This is a genomic window from Lawsonella clevelandensis (assembly GCF_001293125.1).
GTDB classification, from domain to species: domain Bacteria; phylum Actinomycetota; class Actinomycetes; order Mycobacteriales; family Mycobacteriaceae; genus Lawsonella; species Lawsonella clevelandensis.
The window spans coordinates 1,383,538-1,404,474 of the sequence record NZ_CP009312.1 but is presented as its reverse complement, the minus strand read 5'-3'; the positions used below and the strand labels follow the sequence as shown (position 1 = coordinate 1,404,474).

Sequence of the window (20,937 nt, the reverse complement as noted above, 5' to 3'; positions counted from 1 at the left end):
GATTATTGTGTAGAGTTTTGTGCCCGCCGCAGCTGGCGGCGCTGGCAAGGGGTGCTTGCTGATCTGGGCAGACACAAAATTATCACCCTCCCCATCATAGATGAGAAGGGTGGCGAGGTTGAATACGGAACCTAGCGGGAAGGAGGACGTTCCGACCTAGCCGGAGCTAGCCCCGCTTTGTGCGGAGTTGAGACTCGGTAGCCGAGTTAGGCTCCGCCACTGATTGTGGTTCCTTTACTGGCTGCGGCGCTTCCATCGCTAGCAGTTCCTCCCGGCCATCATTGCGGAGGGCATCTGCCAAAGCGCAGATCGCACCCACGGCCATCAGGGCAATGATGAACGCCATCGAAATGGCGAAAGCGTGCGCGTACCCCGCCAGCGTAGTGTCGAAACGAGTAGCAAAGAACACCAAGGTGACACCCGCAATACCCACTGCCGAGCCAACACGCTGTACCGTTTGCAGCACACCCCCAGCAGCACCAGCCTGCTTCACCGGCACTTCTGCCAACGCGAATGTTTGGTTCGGGCTAATAGTGATACCAGAGCCGAAGCCTGTGATGGCCCCCCCACTAACAATGCCTAACCAGACGTAATCTGGCGAGAGCAGGAACACCGAAGCCGCCATTAGGCCCAGGCCGGCCATAGTGACGACGAGACCTATGAAGACCAGCCAGCGTCCGCTTAAAGCAATCCATACCGAGGAACGCTGGGAACCATACGCACCCAGTAAAGCCAGTGGCACTTGCATCAGTCCGGCTAACCACGCAGCCATCCCCAGCCCCTGCTGAAGGTAGAGGGTTAGCACGATAAAGACGCCCGTCCAGCCGGCGAAAAAGCCAGTAGACACGGCAGCCCCCAAGGTGAAACCTCGATTCTTCATGAGGGTGCGCGGCACCACCACAGAATGCTGGCGATTCTCTCGCCACAGCTCCCACGCCATGAAGAGGATTCCGAAAAGTAACCCCACACCGATGAGATACCAGGGGGAATGCTCAAGCCCGTAGGCGGGATCGGTTGCCAGAATGAACGGGAGCATCGACGCCAACACACCGGCAGCCATGAGCAGCAGGCCTACTGTGTCAAGATTCAGCTTGGTGCCCTTTTCTCGTTTCTGCGGAGCCGGCAGCACCTTGGGACCCATCACCAGAATAACGATGGAGAAGGGGATGTTGACCAGGAAGACTGAACGCCAACCCCAGTCCGGGCCCAGCGCACTCACCAAGACTCCGCCCAGGGCGGGGCCGATGGCGGAGGAAATACTGACAACCATGCCGAAAATGCCGAATGCACGAGCCCGCTCGCGACCTTGGAAAAGCTCTTGAATAAATCCAATAACCTGCGGGGTTGTTACCGATGCACCGATACCTTGCAGGACGCGCATAATGACCAGAATCTCGGCACTAGTGGAGAAACCACACGCCAGGGACGTCACCATGAAGAGAAGAGACCCAAAGAGAAAGACCGAGCGCCGTCCAATAACGTCCCCTAATCGTCCGGAAGGAACGAGCAAAAGACCAAAGGCAACGGCATAACCAGCCACAATCCACTGGAATTGCGTGGGCGTTGCGTGCAGTGAACTTTCGATTGTGGGAAGCGCCACGTTGACAATCGAGACGCTTAAAAGCCCTACGGAGCCTGCGGCCATAACAACGGAGAAAGCCTTCCAATGCTGGCTCCATTGTTGTGGTTTCATCCAGTGTTTTGTCATGTATTCTTCCTACCTTACGACATCAAACTAATTAAAATCATCCTGCGTAAAACCCACTCTGAGCTGGCATTAGTCACCATTGAGCACATAGTTTTTGAAATAGCAAAATACCTCCCATGAACCACTAAACAACAGTTAAAGGACTACTAAAATGACCACCAAGTACGACAACAGCAACTCCTCCAACTGGAACTTCACCACCCAGTCCGTGCATGCCGGACAGGGTGTCGACAACGACGTGAGCGCCCGCAACCTCCCTATCTACCTCTCCTCCTCCTTCGTCTTCGACAGCGCCGAACACGCCGCCAACCGCTTCAACCTCTCTGACACCGGGCCGGTATACTCCCGCCTTACCAACCCCACCGTTGACGCCCTCGAGAACCGTCTCGCAGTACTCGAAGGTGGGGTCGCCGCAGTCGGCTTCTCCTCCGGCGCAGCCGCCATCACCAACGGCCTCCAGACCGTCGTACAAGCCGGTGGACACATCGTCGCCAGTCCCCGCCTCTACGGCGGTACCGAGAATCTCCTCCACCACACCTTGCCTAAGTACGGCATCGAAGTAACCTTCGTAGAGAACCCGGATGACCCGCAATCCTGGCAGGATGCCGTCCAGCCCAACACCAAGGTCTTCTACGGCGAAACCATCTCCAACCCCGCCAACGATGTCTTCAACATTCCGGTCATCGCCGAGATCGCGCACCGCAACAACGTCCCACTCTTCATCGACAACACCCTCGCCACTCCCTACCTGGTGCGTCCGCTCCAGCAGGGCGCCGATATCGTTGCCGAATCCCTTACCAAGTTCATCGGTGGGCACGGTTCCGCCCTCGGTGGTGTGCTGGTTGACGGCGGTAACTTCGACTGGGCTGTCGAGAAGGACGGCACCCCCGTCTTCCCCAGCTTCGTCACCCCCGACCCCTCTTACCACGGCCTCGTCTATAAGGACCTGGGTGCTGCCGCTTTCGCTCTGAAGGTGCGCGTCTCCCTCCTCCGCGACACCGGTGCCACCCTCTCCGCCTTCAACGCCTGGGTTATCCAGCAGGGCGTCGAGACGCTGGCTCTGCGTGTTCGCCAGCATGTCACCAATGCCCAGCAGGTGGCCGAATGGCTCGACCAGCAGGACCTGGTGGAGAAGGTGCACTACGCCGGACTCCCCTCCAGCCCCTGGTACCAGGTGGGCACGCAAGTGACCCCGGAAGGTGCCGGCTCCGTCCTCGCCTTCGACATCAAGGGTGGCAAGGATGAGGCCTGGGCCTTTATCGATGCCCTCAAGCTCCACAGCAACCTCGCCAACGTTGGCGACGTACGCTCCCTGGTCGCCCACCCCGCCACCACCACGCACTCCCAGCTCACCGACGAGGAGCTGCTGGCCGCTGGTATCACGCCCAGTACTATCCGTCTCTCCGTCGGTATTGAGGACGTCGAGGACATCATCGGCGACCTGAAGCTCGGGTTTGCTGCCATCACCCAGTAGGATGGAGTGCTAGAAGCACTGCTTATCTAGCACAAGGAGGCGCAACGCCTGTGGAGTATAAATACGACAACACTGACTACGCAGAGTGGGACTTCGACACGCGCGCAGTCCATGCCGGTCAGACGTTAGATTCCGACTATGGTGCCCGTGCCATGCCACTCCACCTGACGACCGCCTTCGCCTTTGAAGATTGTCAAGACGGAGCAGACCGCTTCGCCCTCGCCAAGGGCGGCCACATCTACACCCGCTTGAACAATCCGACCAACGATATGGTAGAGGCCCGTATCGCTTCTCTCGAGAACGGTGTGGGTGCTCTGCTCTTCGGATCCGGCATGGCCGCTATCCTGGCCACTGTCGAATCCATTGCCGTCGCCGGCGATCACATTGTCTCCAGCCCCCGCCTCTACGGTGGCACCGAGACTCTCTTCCGCCACACTCTCCCGAAGATGGGCCTCACGGTGACCTTTGTGGAGGACCCGGATGACCCACAGTCCTGGCAGGATGCCGTCCAGCCCAACACCAAGCTGTTCTACGGCGAAACCATCTCCAACCCCGCCAACGACGTGCTGGACATCCCGGCCATCGCCGAAATCGCCCACCGTAACCTTGTCCCGCTGGTCGTCGACAACACCATGGCCACCCCCTACCTCACCCGCCCGCTCGATATGGGGGCAGACGTGGTCGTGGAATCCGTCACCAAGTTTATGGCAGGCCATGGCACCGTCATGGCAGGCGCCATTGTGGACGGCGGCTCCTTCGACTGGACCGTTAAGCGCAACGGGGAACTCATGTTCCCCGGCCTCGCTGCTCCCGACCCCGCCTACCACGGCTTTGTCTACACAGATGCGGGTTCCGGCGCGCTCCTCCTCAAAGCCCGTGCCAGCTTCATGCGTGATACCGGATCTGGCATCGCCCCCTTCAACGCCTGGGCTGCCCAGCTTGGCTTGGAAACCCTCGCACTGCGCATGGAACGGCATGTCACCAACGCCCAGAAGGTGGCCGAGTGGCTCGCGCAACAGGAACTAGTCGAAGCTGTCAACTACGCCGGTCTTCCCTCTTCCCACTGGTATGAGGTACACAAGCGCGTCTGCCCAAAGGGTGCGAGCTCCGTCCTCGCCTTCGACATTAAGGGATCGACGAAGGAAGCGTGGACATTCATTGACGCTCTCAAACTCCACACCAACCTGGCGAACCTGGGTGATGTGCGGTCGCTCGTCACCCACCCCGGGTCCACCACCCACTCCCAGCTGACCACTGAGGCGAAGAAGCACGCCGGCATCACCGACGCCACCATCCGCCTTTCTGTGGGTCTGGAGTCCATTGACGATATCATCGCAGACCTACAACGCGGTTTCGACGCTGTCGCTGCTCTGAAGAACTAAACTAGAGGGTCACAGACCCCGGCGGCCCCCACCGCCCCTACCAGGACACACGAAAGGAGGACAGACAATGGCGTCCCAACCACACCCCCTACTGCCGCCCGCCGACGGCACTCTGGGATACGTGCGTATTGGCGATGTGTTGCTGGACTCCGGTGTCCTGCTGCCCCAGGTCACCATCGCCCTGCAATGCTGGGGCACTCTCAATGCCGACGCCAGCAACGTCGTCCTTATCGAGCACGCTCTCACCGGGGACTCGCATGTCGTTGGCCCTAAAGACGCCCTTCACCCCACCCCCGGCTGGTGGCCGGGCATGGTGGGGCCGGGTTGTCCTATCGACACCGACCGCTGGTTCGTCATATGTACGAACACGCTCGGTGGTTGTCGTGGCACCACCGGCCCTTCCTCTCTCCACCCGGATGGACACTACTGGGGTGCGCGTTTCCCCGCCATCTCCATCCGCGATATGGTGCGGGCTGAGGCACAGTTGGCGGACCTGTTGGGTATCCGTCGTTTCGCCGCCGTCATTGGTGGCTCCATGGGGGGAGCTCGAGCTCTCGAATGGATGATCATGTACCCGCAGCGGATGGCTGCTGCTGGAGTGTTAGCGGTGGGGCCGCGTGCCTCCGCCGATCAGATTGGCTGGCAAACTACCCAGATTCTCGCCATCACCGCTGACCCGGCCTGGCAGCAGGGCGGCTACCACGGCACTGGCCGTGAGCCCACGATGGGTTTGGGAATTGCCCGGCGCATCGCCCACCTTTCCTACCGCTCTGAACAGGAGTTAGATCGGCGTTTCAGCAACCGTCCTGCCCCCGGAGAGGATCCCATTGGGGAAGACCTCAGTATGCAGGGACGGTACGCGGTACAAAGCTACTTAGACCATCAGGCGTCAAAGCTCATCGCTCGCTTCGATGCCTGCTGCTATGTACTGTTGACAGATGCACTAAACCGCCATGACATTGGTCGTGACCGTGGTGGCCTCCACCATGTGTTGAAGAACTGTACAGTGCCGGCAGTGATCTGTGCGGTGGATACGGACCGCCTGTACCCTCTGCGCCAGATTGAAGAGATTGCGGAACATCTCCCCTACTGTGATGGGGTGGACATCATTACCTCTGAGAAGGGTCATGATGGGTTCTTGGCCGAAGCTGACCAAACGGCGGAGATCCTGCGCAAGACTATGGCGCTGGCCGAGGCAGACGAGCAGGTTCGCTTCTAAGAACGGGTTGCCCGTGTTTCTATGGTTGGCCCCTCTTTCTAGAGGGTGCCCCGTCTTTCTAGGGTTCTCTAGAGTTTCTAGGGTTGTCCCAGGTTTCTGCGGTTCCATCGTGTTTGTGTGAGGGCTGCAGAGCAAGTCGCTTAGGCGAACTTTGGCGGGATTAGGAGGGAACTGTCATCACGAGGAAGAGCAGTGCTGTTCCCACCACCAGAAGGAAGATGACGTCGAAGCGCTGCGAGCGCACTTCCAGCATCTCCACATAGTCGGCGGGAAGAAAGGAGCGGAAGGCAGCCGTCAGTAGCGCTGTTCCGGCAAGGACGGTAACCCCGCGTCTCCAGTGGTCAGCTAGGACAAATGCGGCTGACACGATGAGCAGTGCCAGCACAATGAGGAAGGCGACCTGCCGGCGCCACCAGGCAGGGTCGTGTTTGAAGATACCCACAAACCAGTCCCAAAAGGGCTTCCAACCACGAGCGGCCACGCCGTAGCGTTCCAAGTCGACGTTCTCAATAACGTCGTCGGGGGCGTCGACTCGCCCCATGGGGGCGGGTTCAGGCGGAAATGCGGGATTGACGAGCTGGGGTTTGTCGTCGAGGAAATGCGGGTCCCGGGTGGTGGGACGATGCCGGATAGGCGGTACGTCGCGATGCTTCTGTACAGTACCCGGCTGCTCCTGGACCGTACCCCGGCCTTCTTGCGCCGGACTAGAGTGTTTCTGCACTATAGCGGGATGTTCCTGGGGGGTGGAAGCAGGGGACTGTCGCCGGGAGGGACGTTTCCTCCCGGCGGTGTGGTCCTGCCGTTGCCGGCGCGGCGGCTGTGGGGCCGTCACTCAGCGGCAGCCATTCGTTCACAGCGCTCCACCACATTGGTGATAAGGAACGCACGGGTGAGGGGACCCACGCCACCGGGGTTGGGGGACACATAGCCGGCCTTCTCCCACACGTCGGGGTGGAGGTCGCCGGTCAGTGTGCCGTCCACACGGGAGACACCGACGTCGAGCAGGGCAGCGCCTTCTTTGATCATGTCGGCAGTGATCATGTGGGGTTGGCCGGCGGCCGCGATGACGATGTCGGCGTCACGGGTTTCCGCAACCAGATCTTTAGTGCCGGTGTGGCAGAGGGTAACGGTGGCGTTCTCGCTGCGGCGGGTGAGCATGAGGCCAATGGGACGGCCGACGGTAACGCCGCGTCCCACGACACAGACCTTGGCACCGTTGAGTTCCACGCCATAGCGGCGCAGCAGGCCGATGCACCCGTTGGGGGTGCAGGGCAGCGGGGCAGGTTCCATGAGGACCAGCTTGCCGAGGTTAACGGGGTGCAGGCCGTCAGCGTCTTTTTCGGGGTCGATGAGACCGAGAATGCGGTTCTCGTCGAGGTGTTTGGGAAGCGGCAGTTGCACAATGTAGCCGGTGCAATCCGGGTCTTCGTTGAGTTCCTGGATGACGGCTTCCAGTTCTTCTTGAGTGGTGTCCGCTGGTAGGTCCTTGCGGATGGAGCGGACACCAATTATCTCGCAGTCCTGGTGCTTCATGCGCACGTAGGAGTGCGAGGCGGGGTCGTCGCCTACCAACACGGTGGCGAGGCCGGGAACTATGCCCTTCTCGCGGAGGGTAGCTACGCGGCTGGTGAGGTCGGCGAAGATTTCGTCGCGGTACTTAAGTCCATCGAGTTTTACTGCAGTCACGGTTCTTAGTATTCCATGTTCCTGCGGGAAGGAAACATCGGGTGGTGACGTGTTCTGCCGTCACCACCCGATGTTTCCTCCTCAAACCCCACATGACACAATAAACACATGCCCGGAGCCAACATTCGCATCCTCTTCGCCCGCCCCTGCATTCCGCCCAACACCGGCAATGCCATCCGCACCTCCGCCGTCACCGGCTGCGAACTCCACCTTGCCGGCCCCCTCGGCTTCGACCTCTCCGACAAACACCTCCACCGTGCCGGTCTGGACTACCACGACATGGCGCACGTCGTACTCCATCAGAGCCTCGACACCGCCCTCGCCGCCCTCACCAGTGGGCCCCACTCCCCCGCCGCTGAAGCAATGCCCGCCACCGCCAGCCGCACCCCCGGCCGTGTCTTCGCCTTTTCCGCCCGCGGTACCCGCCACTTTGGGGGAATAGACTATCGCCCCGGCGACATCCTGCTCTTCGGACCGGAACCCACTGGGCTCACCGATGCCGAACTCGCAGACCCGCGCATCACAGAAGTGGTACGCGTGCCGATGCTACCGGGGCGCCGTTCTATGAACTTAGCCAACACTGCTGCCATCGCTGTCTTCGAGGCGTGGCGCCAGATGGGTTTCGTGGACGGCGTCTAATTCTTAAATCCGTGCACCGGGGCAGGGAGCCGCCCACCCCGGCCAATGAGCATCTCCGACGAATACGGGGATGTCGCCATAATCGGCGCATGCCCAAGCAAGCCGCCGAACTCCACCGTGTCCCCCACCTGCATACCCGGAACCGGGATGACACGCACCGCGGTAGTCTTCGAATTCATAATGCCAATGGCCGCCTCATCGGCGATCATGCCGGCAATGCTGGCAGCTGGGGTATCACCGGGGACGGCCACCATATCGAGGCCGACCGAACAAATGGCTGTCATCGCCTCCAACTTCGACAGATCAATAGCACCCACTTCTGCTGCCTCAATCATGCCAATGTCCTCGGAGACGGGAATGAAGGATCCAGAAAGGCCGCCCACATGGCCACAGGCCATCATGCCGCCCTTCTTCACCGCATCATTGAGCAACGCCAGCGCGGCAGTAGTGCCGTGGGCACCCACCCGCTCCAGCCCTAGCTCCTCGAGAATACGAGCCACCGAGTCGCCTACAGCGGCAGTGGGGGCAAGGGACAAGTCCACAATGCCAAATGGCACTCCAAGACGCTCCGCGGCGATACGGCCGACCAGCTGCCCCACACGGGTAATTTTGAAAGCCGCTTTCTTGATGACATCAGAGGCTGCACCGAAGCTTGCCGTGGGAAGATTCTCCAGTGCTCGCTTAATAACGCCAGGGCCGGATACGCCCACCGACACCACACAGTCGGGCTCTTCGACACCATGGAAGGCACCTGCCATAAACGGATTGTCCCCCACTGCATTCGCAAACACCACCAGTTTGGCTGCACCCAACCCTTGCTGGTGGGCTGTCAACTCAGCAGCCTGTTTCACAACCTCACCCATGCGGCCTACTGCCGACATGTTGATACCGGCCCGTGTGGAGCCAATATTCACCGACGAGCACACCAGACTTGTTTCCGCCAACGCCTGCGGAATGGAATTAACAAGAGCTAGATCCCCTGTAGTGGAACCTTTTTCAACAAGTGCCGAGAAGCCGCCAATAAAGTTCACACCCACCGCATGCGCGGCTTTATCCAGTGTCCGGGCAAACTCCACATAGTCATCCGCCCCACTCGCCGCCGCAATCAACGCAATCGGGGTGACGGAGATGCGCTTGTTAATGATCGGGATGCCCAGCTCCCGCTCAATCTGCTCACACACCTCCACCAGGCGGGCAGCACGCGTGGTGACAGTGTCATAGATCTTCTGCCGGCAGCGATCCCCATCACTATCACTGCACCCCAATAGAGAGATACCCATAGTAACAGTGCGGATATCGAGGTTTTGCTCCTCGATCATGCGGATCGTTTCGAGAATATTCTCCGTAGTGTCCATACTCATCGCGATACCCACCCACTACAGCCGGTGCATGGCGTCGAAGATGGCCTCCGACTGGATGCGGATGTCCAGCTTCTGCTCCTCACCCACTGCAGAAAGGCGTTCCTGCAGCGTACCAATGGGCTGCACGGTATCATCGAACTCGCACTGCAGAATCATGGTGAAGTACTCCTCCATGAGGGTCTGCGACATGTTGAGAATGTTGGTGTCGAGTTCGGCAAGAGCGTTGGCCACAGCAGCAACAATGCCCGTGTGGTCAATTCCGGTAACAGTAACGATGGCCTTCATGCCACTATCCTAGCTGCTGCCGCGCAGGATCCCCGCTTCCCAAGCTTCCCGCTCCAACTGCTCCCGCTGGTCAGGGTGCGCAATCGCGATCAACGCCTGCGCCCGCTCCGTCACCGTACGCCCCCGGAGCCTTGCAATGCCCCACTCCGTCACCACATTATCCACCAGGTTCTTACTGGTCGTGACGACATTTCCGGGGCTCGTGCGCACCACAATACGGCTCTTCCCGCCCCGCCCAGTAGAAGGAGTGACAATGTAGCTGCGGCCTTCGGGAGACCACAACGCGCCCAGACAGAAGTCCGGCTGGCCGCCTGCCGCCGAGAAGTAGCGCCCCTCGATAGTCTCCGAACAGCACTCCCCCCACAGGTTCACCTCGCTGGTGGCGTTAATAGCGCACACCCGCCGCTCCTGGGCAATGACGGCCGGGTTATTGGTCTCTTCCACCGGCAGAAGTTCCACCGTCGGATTGTAGTTCAGCCAGCTCATCAACGCCGGCGACCCCACCGCAAAAGTAGCCACATGCTTACCCGGATGGCAGCGCTTGTAGACGCCCGTAATGACGCCCTCTTCAATGAGCTGCATAGCCCCGTCACTAATTGCCTCGGAATGCAACCCCAGATCCTGGTGGTCCGCCAAATGCCCCAGCAGCGCATTCGGTACCCTCCCCACCCCAATCTGCAGGCAGGAACGGTCTGGAATATCTGCTGCCACATACTCGGCGATGCTCTCATCGACAGCACTCAGCGGCGGCGGGGTGACAGTGAGCAGCGGAGCCTCCGAATAGCAGAAACCCGCCACCTGGCTCACATGTAGGCGGTGTGCCCCATACGTGTACGGCACATGGGGGTTAACCTCCAAGAAAAACGGGATAGTGCCGATAAAAGAGGCCACATAGTCGGCGTTCGTCCCCAGCGACACGTACCCCTCCGCATCGGGGAGGGAGCAGTGAGAAATCGCTAAGGTGGGCTTCACCTGCCCACGGAGAATGGCCGGAATCTGGGAAAAATCAGCGCACACCAGCTCAGAATGCCCTGCATGGTAGCTGTCGCGGGAGCCCGCACCCAAAAAGTAGTTCACGTGGGTAAGCCGCCCCGGATATGCCCCCTGTTGAAAAGGGCGGGTGGTGAACGGATCCATCCAGTGAATCTGCACATCTTGCAGCGTGGGGCCGGCTGCGTCAATAGCATCGAGGAGGGTGGCGGGTTCTGCAGCTTCAGCGGGGACCAGAATACGGGCACCCGGGTGAATGAAATCCAGTACGGCAGAGGCCGGCAGGTAGCCGATCTCGGAAGGGGGCATTGGGGGCCGCTCAGTCACTCTCTGTCGCTCTCGGTGGGGTGCTGCGCCAACGATGCAGCGCACTAGTGGTGAGTTCAGAATAAACGATATTTGCACTAGCTGCCCGATTCACGATGGAATGGAGAGGTGTTACGCATTGGTTCCCTGGAGCTCTCCTCCCCCGTCGTTCTCGCACCGATGGCTGGGGTTACCAACGCTGCCTTCCGGGTCCTCTGCCGCGAACAAGAACTAGCCCGCGTCGGCGCAGTCTCCGGGCTTTACGTCTGCGAGATGGTGACGGCCCGCGCTCTCGCCGAAGAACACCCCGCTACCCTCGACATGATGCGCTTCGCCCCCACCGAAACCCCCCGCTCGGTGCAGCTCTACACCGTAGACCCGGAGTGGACCTACCGGGCGACCCGCCTCATTGTAGAACGAGGCATGGCGGACCACATCGACATGAACTTCGGCTGCCCCGTCCCCAAAGTCACCCGCCGGGGCGGTGGCTCCGCCCTCCCCTACAAGCGGCGCCTCTACCGGGACATTGTGCGTGCCGCCGTTCGGGCGACTGCGGGGACAGACATCCCGGTCACCGTGAAATTCCGGGTGGGTATTGACGACGACCACATCACTTACCTGGATGCGGGGCGGATTGCGGAAGATGAGGGGGCGGCCGCCGTCGCCCTTCACGGCCGGACCGCGGCGGAACGCTACGCCGGCCACGCCCACTGGGAGCACATCGCCACCTTAAAAGAGCACGTCACCTCCATCCCCGTACTAGGCAACGGGGACATTTTTGCCGCCACCGACGCTGCCGCGATGATGGAACAGACCGGCTGCGACGGGGTGGTTGTGGGGCGCGGATGCTTGGGACGTCCGTGGCTCTTCGCCCAAATCCACCAAGCCCTAGCAGGAGACCCCATTTCGGCCCCACCCACGCTGGGGGAAGTGACCGCAATTATGGTGCGCCATGCCGAACTGTTGGCGGAATTCCATGGTGAGCTGAAGGGCTGCCGGGATCTGCGCAAACACATCGCCTGGTATTTACACGGCTACCCGGCGGGTCGCGAGCTACGCCAGCAGCTGTCACGCGTCGCCACCGTGAAGGAAATCGCGGAGTTGCTCGCTCCCTTCGCAGACAGCCCGGCGATGCCGGAGAACCCGGATGCACCGCGGGGTCGACAAGGCTCAGTAGCGGCAAAGGTGACGCTTCCGGACGGATGGCTGGATGACCCTGAACAGGACGGTGTTGTGGTAGACGACCACGACCTGCATTCGGGCGGGTAACACGCCGGTAGTGTTCACCTCACCTTAAGCTTCTTCACCTGCCTCCAGCCTGCACTTTTTCGTATGATGGGGGTATGCGTACCGCTTATCAGCATCAGCTTGACACTCTGAAGAGGCGCCTACAGGATCTCCTTCAACAGGCCACCCGTAATCTGCAGCTGGCTACCAGCGCACTACTGAACGCTGACCTCTCCGCTGCGGAACAGGTTATTAGTGGTGCTGACAAGCTCAGCGTAGACGCCCACGAAATGGCGGTTCTCTCCTTCGACCTGCTAGCACTCCAGGCCCCGGTGGCGAGTGACCTCCGCCAGGTAGTTTCGGCGATGAACTCCGTGAACGACGCCCGCCACATGACGGTGCACGCCCTGCACATTGCGGACCTCGCCCGCGACCACCACCCCGACTGCTGTGTGCCCGACGAAGCTATTGACCTCATCGAGTCCATGGCGAAGCTGGCGACCGCCGAAGGTCACACGGCCGTGCAGGTGCTAGATGAGATGGATATTGACACCGCCCGCTGGCTGGGTGAACGCCACCTGCGCATGCATGACTACCGAGAGGCTGCTCTCGCCCTGGTGCGTACCTCCAGCTGCACCTTCAGCCCGCGGCAAGCTGCCGATCTGGCACTGCTCGCCCACTACCTGGAGCGGTTTGGCGACTACGCCGTTGACGCCGCACAGCGCGTCATCTATCTAGTGACCGGCGAGGATCCAGAAATGGATGAGCTGGCGGAAGCTGCCCAGGAAGCGGCAGAGCACGACTAAACCGTGCTTTGTGTGGGCAGGGGCCTTATGCGGGTACCTTGCCTGCAGCGTCTCCCGCTGGGTAGCGACAATTACACAGTACTTAGGCCGCACAGTACTCTGTTGTACGGTACCCACCTGCACAGCCGCCCTCCGCACTTTTTGTTTAACGTTTGAAATGGCATAAGGGCCGAACCCAGGAGGGCCTTAGCCGAAGCGGCCGGAGATGTAGTCTTCTGTCGCCTTGTTGTCGGGGTTGGAGAAGATCTTGTTGGTGGGACCCACTTCCACCAGCTGACCGGGCTTGCCGGTTTCTTCCAGGTTGAAGAAGGCGGTGTCGTCGGAGACGCGAGCCGCCTGCTGCATGTTGTGGGTAACGATGACGATGGTGTAGTTCTCCTTGAGCTGACCCATGAGATCTTCGATAGCCAGGGTGGAGATGGGGTCGAGGGCAGAGCAGGGCTCGTCCATCAACAGCACTTCGGGCTCGACGGCGATAGCACGGGCGATGCACAGCCGTTGCTGCTGCCCACCGGAGAGAGAACCGCCGGGAATGGTGAGGCGGTCTTTGACCTCATCCCAAAGATGGGCAGCGCGTAGGGATCGCTCCACCACTTCGTCCTTATCCTGCTTAGAGATGCGGCGTTGCAGCTTCAGACCGACCACGACGTTGTCCTCGATGGACATGGTAGGGAACGGGTTGGGGCGCTGGAAGACCATGCCGATGGTACAGCGGAGGGAGACAGGGTCGACCTGCGGACCGTAGATATTTTGGCCGTCTAGGAGCACCTCGCCGGTGCAGTAGGCGCCGGGGGTAACTTCGTGCATGCGGTTAAGGGTGCGCAGCACGGTGGATTTACCACAGCCGGAGGGTCCGATGAAGGCCATCACCGAGCGAGGTGCGACTGAGAGGGAAATATCTTTCACGGCGTGAAACTTGCCGTAGTAGATATTTACATCTTTCATGTCGAGTCGTTTTGCCATGGCTAATTCTTACTCTTTCTTCCGGCTAGACGTTCTTCGGAGCGATCGCCTTGGCAATGACGCGTGCCAGGATATTGAGGATCGCGATGAGGATGACAAGGGTGAGGGCGCTTCCCCACAGGGTGGCGGAGTCCGCATAGTTGGGGGTGACGCGGAAAGCATCGTACATGTAGAGCGTCAGTGAACTCTGCGGACCATGGAACAGGTCGTAGTTGAAAGCACGAGTGGAGCCCACCAGGATGATGACCGGTGCGGATTCACCCATGACGCGCGCGATGGCCAGCATGATGCCGGAGGCGATGCCGGAGGCGGCGGTGGGCAGCACGATCTTCATAATGGTTTTCCACTTGGGCACACCTAGTGCGTAAGCGGCTTCGCGGAGGTCCTGTGGCACCACTTTCAGCATCTCTTCCGTGTTGCGGACGATGACGGGGATCATCAGCAGGATGAGGGCGAGAGTGACAGCGAAACCGGAGCGGTCGAAGCCGAGGATGCTCACCCACACGGTATAGATGAAGAGTGCGGCGACGATAGAGGGGACGCCGGAGAGGATGTCCACCATGAAGGTGGTGACCCGGCCGAGTGCCTTGCCTTGCCCGTATTCCACCAGGTAGATGCCGATGGCAAGGCCGATGGGGACGGACACTAAGGTACACATGGCAACCTGCAGGAGGGTGCCGACGATGGCGTGTCCGACGCCTTTGTCACCGGGGGCATAACCGAGGTCGCCGTTGTTCCACCAGGCGAGGCTGGCGATGGCGGGCGCACCCTTGATAAGGACGGTGGCGAGTACCCAGATGAGGGGGATGAGGGCCAGGATGAGGCAGGCCCAGATGAGCACAGTGGCGACGTGGTTGGACACCTTGCGGCGGGTGGCCAATGGCTCGAAGCCAACGCTCTTCAATGGGGTATTGGGGTTGCGCGGATTGGTGGAGGGGGTGAAGGAATCTTCGTCGCGGACGATGCCGTCAGCTGCAACATGTGACATTTACTTCCCCTTCCGTGCGAGTACGCCGCGGGCGATGCTGTTGACGATGAAGGTGAGGACAAAGAGCACTAGGCCGGCGGCGATGTAGGCGCCAGTGGAGAGTGGGTCTTTGAACTCAGCGGCGGATTGGGCGATCAACGTTGCGAAGGTGGTACCGGAATCGAAGAGGGAGCCTGCGAAGGTACCACCGGCGATCACCATGAAGAGTGCCATCGTCTCCCCTAGTGCGCGGCCGAGGCCCAGCATGGCGCCAGAGATCAGCCCGGATTTCCCGAAGGGCAGGACGGAGAGTTTGATCATTTCCCAGCGGGTGGCACCAAGGCCGAGGGCGGCTTCAATCTGCCCTTTGGGGGTTTGGTTGAAGACTTCGCGGGCGGTGGAGGTGATGATGGGGAGGATCATGATGGCCAACACCACGGCACCGGTGAGTACGGTGCGGGCAGTGCCGAGCGGCGGGTCGCTCGGTTCGGAGCGGAGGAAGGGGATGACGGTACCGATGGTGTCGGAGATCCATTGGAAGGCGGGTCCAAGGAACGGGCCGAGGACGCCGGCACCCCAAATACCGTAGACGATGGAGGGTACCGCTGCCAGCAGATCCACGGTGTAGACCAGGGGGCCTTTGAGCTTGGCGGGACAATATTGGCTGAGGAAGAGCGCGATTCCCAGTGAGATGGGGAGGGCGAGGAGGAGTGCTACCAGCGACACCACCACGGTGGTCCAGAAGAGGTTGGAGATACCGAACTTCATGGCGTCTGGGGAGTCGGTGGACCAGGGGCCGTTGTAGGTGAAGAAGTTGACGGTGTTGTGCTGCAGTGCGGGAATGGCATTCCACAACAGGAAGATGCCGATGGAAGCGATCACGACGACAATGAAGATACCGGAGCCCTTCATCGCTCCTGCGAAGACGTTGTCCTGTGTTTGGGTGCCTTTACTCATTTGTTAGCCGCCTCTACTGTGGCCATGAGCTTCTTCTGGTAGCTGGGGGGCAGTGGAATGTAGCCGTGGGTGCTGACCACTTTTTGCCCTTCAGTGAGGGCGCTGCGGAGGAAGGTCTGTAGGCGGTCCCGGTCTGCCGGGGAGTATCCGGCGGAGCAGAAGATCTCGTAGGTGGTGAGGAGGAAGGGGTAGGCACCTGGCTTGTTCAGCGTGTACAGGTGCTTTGTGTCGACAACACGGTCGAAACTCTTGTCGCGAAAGCGAATGTGGTCGAGGGCACGGCCGGCGGACTGGTCTGTCATGGCGACAGGTCCAGAGCCGAAGTCCAGGCGGGCCTTCTGCATTTTGGCGGCGTATCCACCTTCCACATAGGTGATGGAGTACTTGTTGCCCATGACGTCTCCCGCGACACCGGCGGAGCCTTGGGCACCGTTACCCACACCCTGCCAGACTTTGCCGGTGGCGTGCGACTTCCAGTTCTTGGGTGCGGTGTAGGAGAGGAATTTCTGCACGTTGTCAGTGGTACCGGATTTGTCCGAGCGGAAAATGACAGAGATGTGCTCGTCGGGAAGGCTCTTGCCCGGATTGAGCTTCTGGAGGCGGGGGTCATTCCAACTGGTGATGCCGCCGTTGAAGATGAGGGCGAGAGCGTCGGGAGTGAGGGCGAGGCCATCTATACCTGGGAGGTTGTAGGCGATGGCGACGGGGCTGATAACGAGGGGGAGGTGCCAGGCTGGGTGGCCGTTGCAGCGTTGGAGAGAACGCTGGGCTTCTTCCGCATCGAGGGGGGAGTCGGAGCCGCCGAAGACGACGACATTTTCTAGGAATTTCTGGACGCCTGCACCCGAACCGGTGGCGTTGTAGGCCAGGTTGATGCCATGTTCTCGAATGAGCACGTCGGCGAACAGGTTGACGGCGTTTTGTTGGGAGGTGGCACCTTCCCCGGTCAGGATGCCGCGCGTGTTATCCGGGTTGCCTCCGCAGGCGGTGAGCACAGCACTAGCTGTCCCGAGGGCCAGCAGTGTCATGGCAATGCGCGCTCCGGTACGCCGGGGGCGGAAGGCAGTGTCGTCTAGCGTGTCCATACACCATCCACGGTACCTACTGGCAAGGAACGAGCACCTCCTTGACTAGGTAAACAGTTGATGAAATAAGCCGAGGTAGAGTGCCTATCTGGCGGAGATGAGGGTGGAATAGTCCGTATCACAGCGGTACGCCACATCACAGCGTGCCACGGTAAACCCATTTCGCTCATACACCTTCAGGGCGGCGGCATTGTCCCCCTCCACGTAGAGGATGAGCTCCGGCACACCGCGCGCTGACAGCCGACGTAACGCCAGCGAGGTCAGGACAGTGCCAATACGCTTGCCCTGAATCTCTGGGTCGACGCCGACGAGGTACAGTTCCCCGGCGGCCCCGACGGGAGTATCCTCCGCGACACCGTGGAGTTTAGTCCACACGAAGCCGGCCACCTGTGGCTGGGCACGGTGGTGGGCGGTGTCGTCGGTGACGAGGGCAACGAAGCACTCCTCCGGGGCGAACCAGGGTTCCTGCCGGTGGGAGAGAATATCGTCGACGGTCCAGCCGCTCTGCTCGGGATGCCAGGAGAAGGCAGCATTGTTGACGTGCAGCATCTCTGCATCCATAGTGTCCTGCCCAAAGCGGGCATCAGCTTCGGCCAGGGTGAGGATCTCGATGCCGGGGGCGAGGTCCGGCAGGTTGACGATGAGGCTATCGGTGGGGCAGCTCATCCGCAGGAGTTCCCGGGATCTCTCGAGATTGAGACGCTCCGCCAGGTGCCGGGCGGCCCGGAGGTCCCCATGTGACCACACCATGAGGCGTTGGTCGAGAGACTCGTCGCCGTCCGTACTGGCGGTACTGGTGGTGGTATCGCTGGGACCGATACGGAGAGCGGCAGCAAGGAGTGCCCGCAGGAGCTTCTCGCCCCACCCTTGGTTCCGGGCGGTAGGGTGAACACCACATTCGATGGTGGGGATACGGCGAGCATCAACGTTCCCATAGCCCACCAGGCGCCCATCGTCAGCCACCCAGGCGTGCAGGAGGGTATCGGAGGAATCTGCCCAAATGAGGGCAGCGGCCTGTTCTGAGAGCGGTTCAACGCCGTCGTGGGACAGGGCAGCCGCACATACGAGCTCGGCTTGCGCCCGGAGTTGGGCAGGAAAATCGATCTCGCAGTGTAGTTCTGGCACAGAGTTATCCTTCGCGTGAGGTGGTGTCCACGGAGCTTTCCGATTTCCGGCTCGTGGAGGGCGCCACCGCCTTGTAGCCTACGTTGCGCACTGTCGTGATGAGAGACTCATACTCCGACCCAAGTTTGGCGCGCAGACGGCGCACATGCACATCCACGGTACGGGTACCACCGAAGAAGTCATACCCCCACACTTCTTGGAGAAGCTGGGCGCGGCTAAAAACTCGCCCCGCATGCTGGCACAGGAATTTCAGGAGCTCGAATTCCTTGTAGGCCAGGTCGAGGGAACGCCCCTTGAGGCGTGCCACGTAGGTGTTCTCATCAATAACAAGATCACCAAGGGTGATGATGCCGTCATCCACCCCATCTTCCGCCTCCTGTAAGCGCGCCATCACCATCCGCAGGCGCGCCTCCACCTCCGCCGGGCCAGTAGTAGTGAGGAGCAAATCCGCAACTCTCCAATCTGGGCTCAAAGCAATGAGGCCACCTTCGGTGAGCACGGGAATGATGGGCTGGTCACAGGTGGCGGCAAGGGAGCGGCAGAAGGAGCGAGCTTCTGCCAGTTCGCTACGAGCATCCACCAATACGACGTCACGCTCTTCTTCATCGACAATAACGCGGAGATCTTTGGGGCGCATCACCACGGTATGGGGTAGCAGCCCGAGAGCCGGCACTACGGAAGCGACATCCGTCTCGTGGCTAAGCACGAGGATACGCATAGGCTCTCCCTTCGGGGCACCTGCTGGATGGACGCACCAGCTGCCGGAGCAGGGCAGCCAGCGCGGGCTCATTAATTACAGCCTATTCTACCCAACCGCATGGCCATAGTTGCTAGTAAGCGAAGAACCGATAGTCCACAATAGGAGTATGCGTACGTGGAAAACAACGGTGATGAAGTTTCTGGCCGGACTGGCTATTGTGGTGGTGCTCCTGGGAGTCGTAGAGATCGCCATCTCCTCCTATACGGAGAAAATATTCGCCAACGCCATCCTCACCAACCCGCAAATCCACACCCGCCCCGAGGTGGCCGTCAAGTCTTTCCCCAACCTCTTCAAAGTTCCTGACGGGCGCACTGGCGGGCTTCTCATCAACCTTAATGACGCACCCCACGCATCCCCCGACATCCCCCGCGCCAACGTCCAGGTGGAATACTCCAACCTCCGCTTTGACCAGCACGATCTATTCGCCGGACAGCTTCACGACTTCAGCTTTGGGGAAGGGACGGGGCGCGTCTACATTTCCGGCAGCGCACTGGCAGAATACTCGGGGATCGGAGACTTGCAATTCCAGGCCGCCGACAATGCCTCCCCCGCTGGCACGGGTGAGGACAAAGCTCTCCTCACCGGCACCCTCAACCTCCCGTGTGGCAGCGATGGCCCTCACCCGGTGCATGTGGAAGTCCGTGCCCACGTCTTCTTCTGGAAGGAAGGGAAACGGCTAGAGATCGACCCGGAGAAGCTGGAGAAGTTCACAGATACGTCGAAACATTTGGCACCAGCGCAGTGCCACCTCAACGACGCCCTCACCCAGCACGTGTTCAAACGGCTCTCCTTGAGTTTGCGGGTGCCCTCTCTCCCCCTCGGCATCGTCCCCCAACTGGCCTTCGCACAAGCCGGAAACCTAGTCATTGTGGGCCCCACCGCTCAGTCCCCCATCACCGGAAAAGAAACCGCCCGGTATCCTGGAGGTACCTCAACTCAAGCGCGGTGGGAAAACCTCACCAACTACTTCAAGTTCGCCCCCCAGTAGCGGCCTAACCCCAGAACCCCACGCGCCAGAAAGGATGTGACGATGGTGACGGCAATGCAGATCGTCCTCATCCTGGTTGCCCTTGTTCAGGCAGTCGGGATGATGGCTGTCCTCATTTACAATTATCGCCGCATCCCCATAGATAGTCCGGAGGAGGACGGCCCTCTCGATAGTGAGACTGCCGACACCGCCCTATTCCGCAGCGACACCCCGGTAAACGCCGAGGATAATGGCACAGTACGCCGTTCCCTCCGCGCCCGGGACAGCCGCTCTAGCCGGCCCCAGCGCCGCACCAACCGACGAAACTACTAGGACCCATCATCACCATGACCGACACCACCCCTCCCCGCAACGACGCCCCCCTCACCGGCAACGACGCCATCACCAAAGCGGAAGAAGTAGCCGCCGCTACCTCCGGTCTCAACATCCCCGCCTTCGAAGGCCTACCCATTGCCGACGACACCGCCAACCTGCGCTACGGGCCGGACATCCACGAAGGCCTGCTGGCCCTCCTCCCCCTGGTGGGCGTCTGGCGTGGGGAAGGTATTGGAAACTACCCCGAAGCCACCCCCAGCGAGGACGAAGCCAAGAACGAGCACGGGGATTTCGCTTTTGGGCAGCAGCTCATTGTCTCCCACAATGGCGAAAACTACCTGTGTTGGGATTCCCGCACCTGGCGGCTGGACGGCGACGGCTCCGTCACCAACCCAGATGTGCGGGAGACCGGCTTCTGGCGCATTAGCCCCACTGACGAGATTGAGCTACTGGTGTGCACCAGCTCCGGGCTCTCCGAACTCTACCTGGGGAAGCCGCTGAACGAGCGAGCATGGGAACTTACCACCGATGTCTCCCTCGCCTCCCCCACCGGCCAGGATCTGGGCCGCAGCAAACGCCTTTATGGGCTCGTCGAGGGCACAGACCTAGGGTGGGTAGAAGAACGCGACATGAGCGGCGAGTTTGTGCCGCGCATGTCCGCACGTCTCCATCGCGTCGTCGGCTAGCCCCGACC

The 20,937-nt window shown here is 60.7% G+C and carries 21 protein-coding genes; 9 read left to right on the top strand and 12 right to left on the bottom strand.

Features of this window, described 5'->3' with window-relative positions:
• Nucleotides 1-166 precede the first annotated feature (166 nt).
• Nucleotides 167-1,708: an MFS transporter gene (locus IY73_RS05945; RefSeq protein WP_053962278.1), complete on the bottom strand. Its 1,542-nt coding sequence runs from the start codon at nt 1,706-1,708 to the stop codon at nt 167-169.
• 151 nt (nt 1,709-1,859) lie between these two features.
• Here IY73_RS05945 and IY73_RS05940 point away from each other — a divergent pair, with 151 nt between their 5' ends.
• From IY73_RS05940 to metX, 3 genes are all read left to right on the top strand, one after another.
• Nucleotides 1,860-3,182: an O-acetylhomoserine aminocarboxypropyltransferase/cysteine synthase family protein gene (locus IY73_RS05940; protein ID WP_053979072.1), complete on the top strand. Its 1,323-nt coding sequence runs from the start codon at nt 1,860-1,862 to the stop codon at nt 3,180-3,182.
• Between the two features lie 50 nt (nt 3,183-3,232).
• Entirely contained in the window at nt 3,233-4,564 is a 1,332-nt protein-coding gene (locus tag IY73_RS05935; protein WP_053979071.1) for an O-acetylhomoserine aminocarboxypropyltransferase/cysteine synthase family protein, read from the top strand.
• Between the two features lie 67 nt (nt 4,565-4,631).
• On the top strand, nt 4,632-5,783 hold the full coding sequence (gene metX, locus IY73_RS05930; protein ID WP_063665778.1) for a homoserine O-acetyltransferase MetX: 1,152 nt from the start codon (nt 4,632-4,634) through the stop codon (nt 5,781-5,783).
• A 160-nt stretch (nt 5,784-5,943) separates the two neighbouring features.
• Here the strand turns inward: metX and IY73_RS05925 are convergent, their stop codons facing one another.
• Together IY73_RS05925 and IY73_RS05920 are read right to left on the bottom strand one after the other, a co-directional pair.
• Nucleotides 5,944-6,504 (bottom strand): DUF3017 domain-containing protein, encoded by a 561-nt coding sequence (locus tag IY73_RS05925; protein ID WP_053962275.1) that lies wholly within the window; start codon nt 6,502-6,504, stop codon nt 5,944-5,946.
• A gap of 107 nt (nt 6,505-6,611) precedes the next feature.
• A complete protein-coding gene (locus tag IY73_RS05920) occupies nt 6,612-7,469 on the bottom strand; it encodes a bifunctional methylenetetrahydrofolate dehydrogenase/methenyltetrahydrofolate cyclohydrolase (protein WP_053962274.1) in 858 nt (285 codons plus the stop codon).
• Between the two features lie 108 nt (nt 7,470-7,577).
• Here IY73_RS05920 and IY73_RS05915 point away from each other — a divergent pair, with 108 nt between their 5' ends.
• On the top strand, nt 7,578-8,108 hold the full coding sequence (locus IY73_RS05915) for a tRNA (cytidine(34)-2'-O)-methyltransferase (protein WP_053962273.1): 531 nt from the start codon (nt 7,578-7,580) through the stop codon (nt 8,106-8,108).
• Here IY73_RS05915 and IY73_RS05910 read toward each other — a convergent pair.
• Genes IY73_RS05910 through IY73_RS05900 form a run of 3 tightly spaced genes read right to left on the bottom strand, consistent with a single transcriptional unit; the run spans nt 8,105 to nt 11,071 of the window.
• Nucleotides 8,105-9,469 carry a PFL family protein gene (locus IY73_RS05910; RefSeq protein ID WP_390175741.1) on the bottom strand — a complete coding sequence of 455 codons (1,365 nt, stop codon included), beginning with the start codon at nt 9,467-9,469 and terminating at the stop codon, nt 8,105-8,107. The genes IY73_RS05915 and IY73_RS05910 overlap by 4 nt on opposite strands.
• A 15-nt stretch (nt 9,470-9,484) precedes the next feature.
• Nucleotides 9,485-9,754 (bottom strand): ACT domain-containing protein, encoded by a 270-nt coding sequence (locus IY73_RS05905; protein WP_053962272.1) that lies wholly within the window; start codon nt 9,752-9,754, stop codon nt 9,485-9,487.
• Nucleotides 9,755-9,763: 9 nt separating this feature from the next.
• A complete protein-coding gene (locus IY73_RS05900; protein WP_237025121.1) occupies nt 9,764-11,071 on the bottom strand; it encodes an acetyl-CoA hydrolase/transferase family protein in 1,308 nt (435 codons plus the stop codon).
• A 108-nt stretch (nt 11,072-11,179) separates the two neighbouring features.
• Between IY73_RS05900 and dusB the strand changes: the two genes are divergently transcribed.
• Together dusB and IY73_RS05890 are read left to right on the top strand one after the other, a co-directional pair.
• Nucleotides 11,180-12,319, top strand: coding sequence for a tRNA dihydrouridine synthase DusB (gene dusB, locus IY73_RS05895; RefSeq protein ID WP_257720250.1), 1,140 nt, complete (start codon nt 11,180-11,182; stop codon nt 12,317-12,319).
• Between the two features lie 74 nt (nt 12,320-12,393).
• Entirely contained in the window at nt 12,394-13,083 is a 690-nt protein-coding gene (locus IY73_RS05890) for a phosphate signaling complex PhoU family protein (RefSeq protein ID WP_053962270.1), read from the top strand.
• 186 nt (nt 13,084-13,269) lie between these two features.
• Here IY73_RS05890 and pstB read toward each other — a convergent pair whose 3' ends face one another.
• The 6 genes from pstB to IY73_RS05860 all read right to left on the bottom strand — a co-directional run bounded on the left by pstB (nt 13,270) and on the right by IY73_RS05860 (nt 18,898).
• Complete coding sequence (gene pstB, locus IY73_RS05885; RefSeq protein ID WP_053962269.1) at nt 13,270-14,046, bottom strand: phosphate ABC transporter ATP-binding protein PstB; 777 nt, start codon at nt 14,044-14,046, stop codon at nt 13,270-13,272.
• Nucleotides 14,047-14,071: 25 nt separating this feature from the next.
• Nucleotides 14,072-15,034: a phosphate ABC transporter permease PstA gene (pstA, locus tag IY73_RS05880; RefSeq protein ID WP_082346606.1), complete on the bottom strand. Its 963-nt coding sequence runs from the start codon at nt 15,032-15,034 to the stop codon at nt 14,072-14,074.
• Nucleotides 15,035-15,970 (bottom strand): phosphate ABC transporter permease subunit PstC, encoded by a 936-nt coding sequence (pstC, locus tag IY73_RS05875; RefSeq protein WP_063665777.1) that lies wholly within the window; start codon nt 15,968-15,970, stop codon nt 15,035-15,037.
• Nucleotides 15,967-17,055 carry a phosphate ABC transporter substrate-binding protein PstS gene (pstS, locus tag IY73_RS05870; protein WP_053962268.1) on the bottom strand — a complete coding sequence of 363 codons (1,089 nt, stop codon included), beginning with the start codon at nt 17,053-17,055 and terminating at the stop codon, nt 15,967-15,969. Before pstS ends, pstC begins: the two co-directional genes overlap by 4 nt.
• 84 nt (nt 17,056-17,139) lie before the next feature.
• On the bottom strand, nt 17,140-18,180 hold the full coding sequence (gene mshD / locus IY73_RS05865; RefSeq protein ID WP_053979069.1) for a mycothiol synthase: 1,041 nt from the start codon (nt 18,178-18,180) through the stop codon (nt 17,140-17,142).
• A gap of 4 nt (nt 18,181-18,184) precedes the next feature.
• The gene (locus tag IY73_RS05860; protein ID WP_053962266.1) at nt 18,185-18,898 is read right to left on the bottom strand and encodes a response regulator transcription factor; all 714 of its coding nucleotides are present in this window, start codon (nt 18,896-18,898) and stop codon (nt 18,185-18,187) included.
• 148 nt (nt 18,899-19,046) lie between these two features.
• Between IY73_RS05860 and IY73_RS05855 the strand changes: the two genes are divergently transcribed.
• Genes IY73_RS05855 through IY73_RS05845 form a run of 3 tightly spaced genes read left to right on the top strand, consistent with a single transcriptional unit; the run spans nt 19,047 to nt 20,929 of the window.
• A complete protein-coding gene (locus IY73_RS05855; protein WP_148417752.1) occupies nt 19,047-19,928 on the top strand; it encodes an LmeA family phospholipid-binding protein in 882 nt (293 codons plus the stop codon).
• A gap of 42 nt (nt 19,929-19,970) precedes the next feature.
• Nucleotides 19,971-20,240, top strand: a complete 270-nt coding sequence (locus IY73_RS05850) for a hypothetical protein (protein ID WP_053962264.1) — start codon at nt 19,971-19,973, stop codon at nt 20,238-20,240.
• 14 nt (nt 20,241-20,254) lie between these two features.
• Complete coding sequence (locus IY73_RS05845) at nt 20,255-20,929, top strand: FABP family protein (RefSeq protein ID WP_053962263.1); 675 nt, start codon at nt 20,255-20,257, stop codon at nt 20,927-20,929.
• The last annotated feature ends 8 nt before the right edge of the window (nt 20,930-20,937 follow it).

What these genes read in the sequence shown, in the direction of transcription:
- IY73_RS05905 (WP_053962272.1), bottom strand. Translation starts at nt 9,754, where the DNA reads ATGAAGGCCATCGTTACTGTTACCGGAATTGACCACACGGGCATTGTT.
- pstA (WP_082346606.1), bottom strand. Translation starts at nt 15,034, where the DNA reads ATGTCACATGTTGCAGCTGACGGCATCGTCCGCGACGAAGATTCCTTC.
- IY73_RS05845 (WP_053962263.1), top strand. Translation starts at nt 20,255, where the DNA reads ATGACCGACACCACCCCTCCCCGCAACGACGCCCCCCTCACCGGCAAC.
- pstB (WP_053962269.1), bottom strand. Translation starts at nt 14,046, where the DNA reads ATGGCAAAACGACTCGACATGAAAGATGTAAATATCTACTACGGCAAG.
- IY73_RS05915 (WP_053962273.1), top strand. Translation starts at nt 7,578, where the DNA reads ATGCCCGGAGCCAACATTCGCATCCTCTTCGCCCGCCCCTGCATTCCG.
- IY73_RS05940 (WP_053979072.1), top strand. Translation starts at nt 1,860, where the DNA reads ATGACCACCAAGTACGACAACAGCAACTCCTCCAACTGGAACTTCACC.
- IY73_RS05850 (WP_053962264.1), top strand. Translation starts at nt 19,971, where the DNA reads ATGGTGACGGCAATGCAGATCGTCCTCATCCTGGTTGCCCTTGTTCAG.
- IY73_RS05945 (WP_053962278.1), bottom strand. Translation starts at nt 1,708, where the DNA reads ATGACAAAACACTGGATGAAACCACAACAATGGAGCCAGCATTGGAAG.
- metX (WP_063665778.1), top strand. Translation starts at nt 4,632, where the DNA reads ATGGCGTCCCAACCACACCCCCTACTGCCGCCCGCCGACGGCACTCTG.
- IY73_RS05855 (WP_148417752.1), top strand. Translation starts at nt 19,047, where the DNA reads ATGCGTACGTGGAAAACAACGGTGATGAAGTTTCTGGCCGGACTGGCT.
- IY73_RS05910 (WP_390175741.1), bottom strand. Translation starts at nt 9,469, where the DNA reads ATGAGTATGGACACTACGGAGAATATTCTCGAAACGATCCGCATGATC.
- pstS (WP_053962268.1), bottom strand. Translation starts at nt 17,055, where the DNA reads ATGGACACGCTAGACGACACTGCCTTCCGCCCCCGGCGTACCGGAGCG.
- pstC (WP_063665777.1), bottom strand. Translation starts at nt 15,970, where the DNA reads ATGAGTAAAGGCACCCAAACACAGGACAACGTCTTCGCAGGAGCGATG.
- IY73_RS05860 (WP_053962266.1), bottom strand. Translation starts at nt 18,898, where the DNA reads ATGCGTATCCTCGTGCTTAGCCACGAGACGGATGTCGCTTCCGTAGTG.
- IY73_RS05890 (WP_053962270.1), top strand. Translation starts at nt 12,394, where the DNA reads ATGCGTACCGCTTATCAGCATCAGCTTGACACTCTGAAGAGGCGCCTA.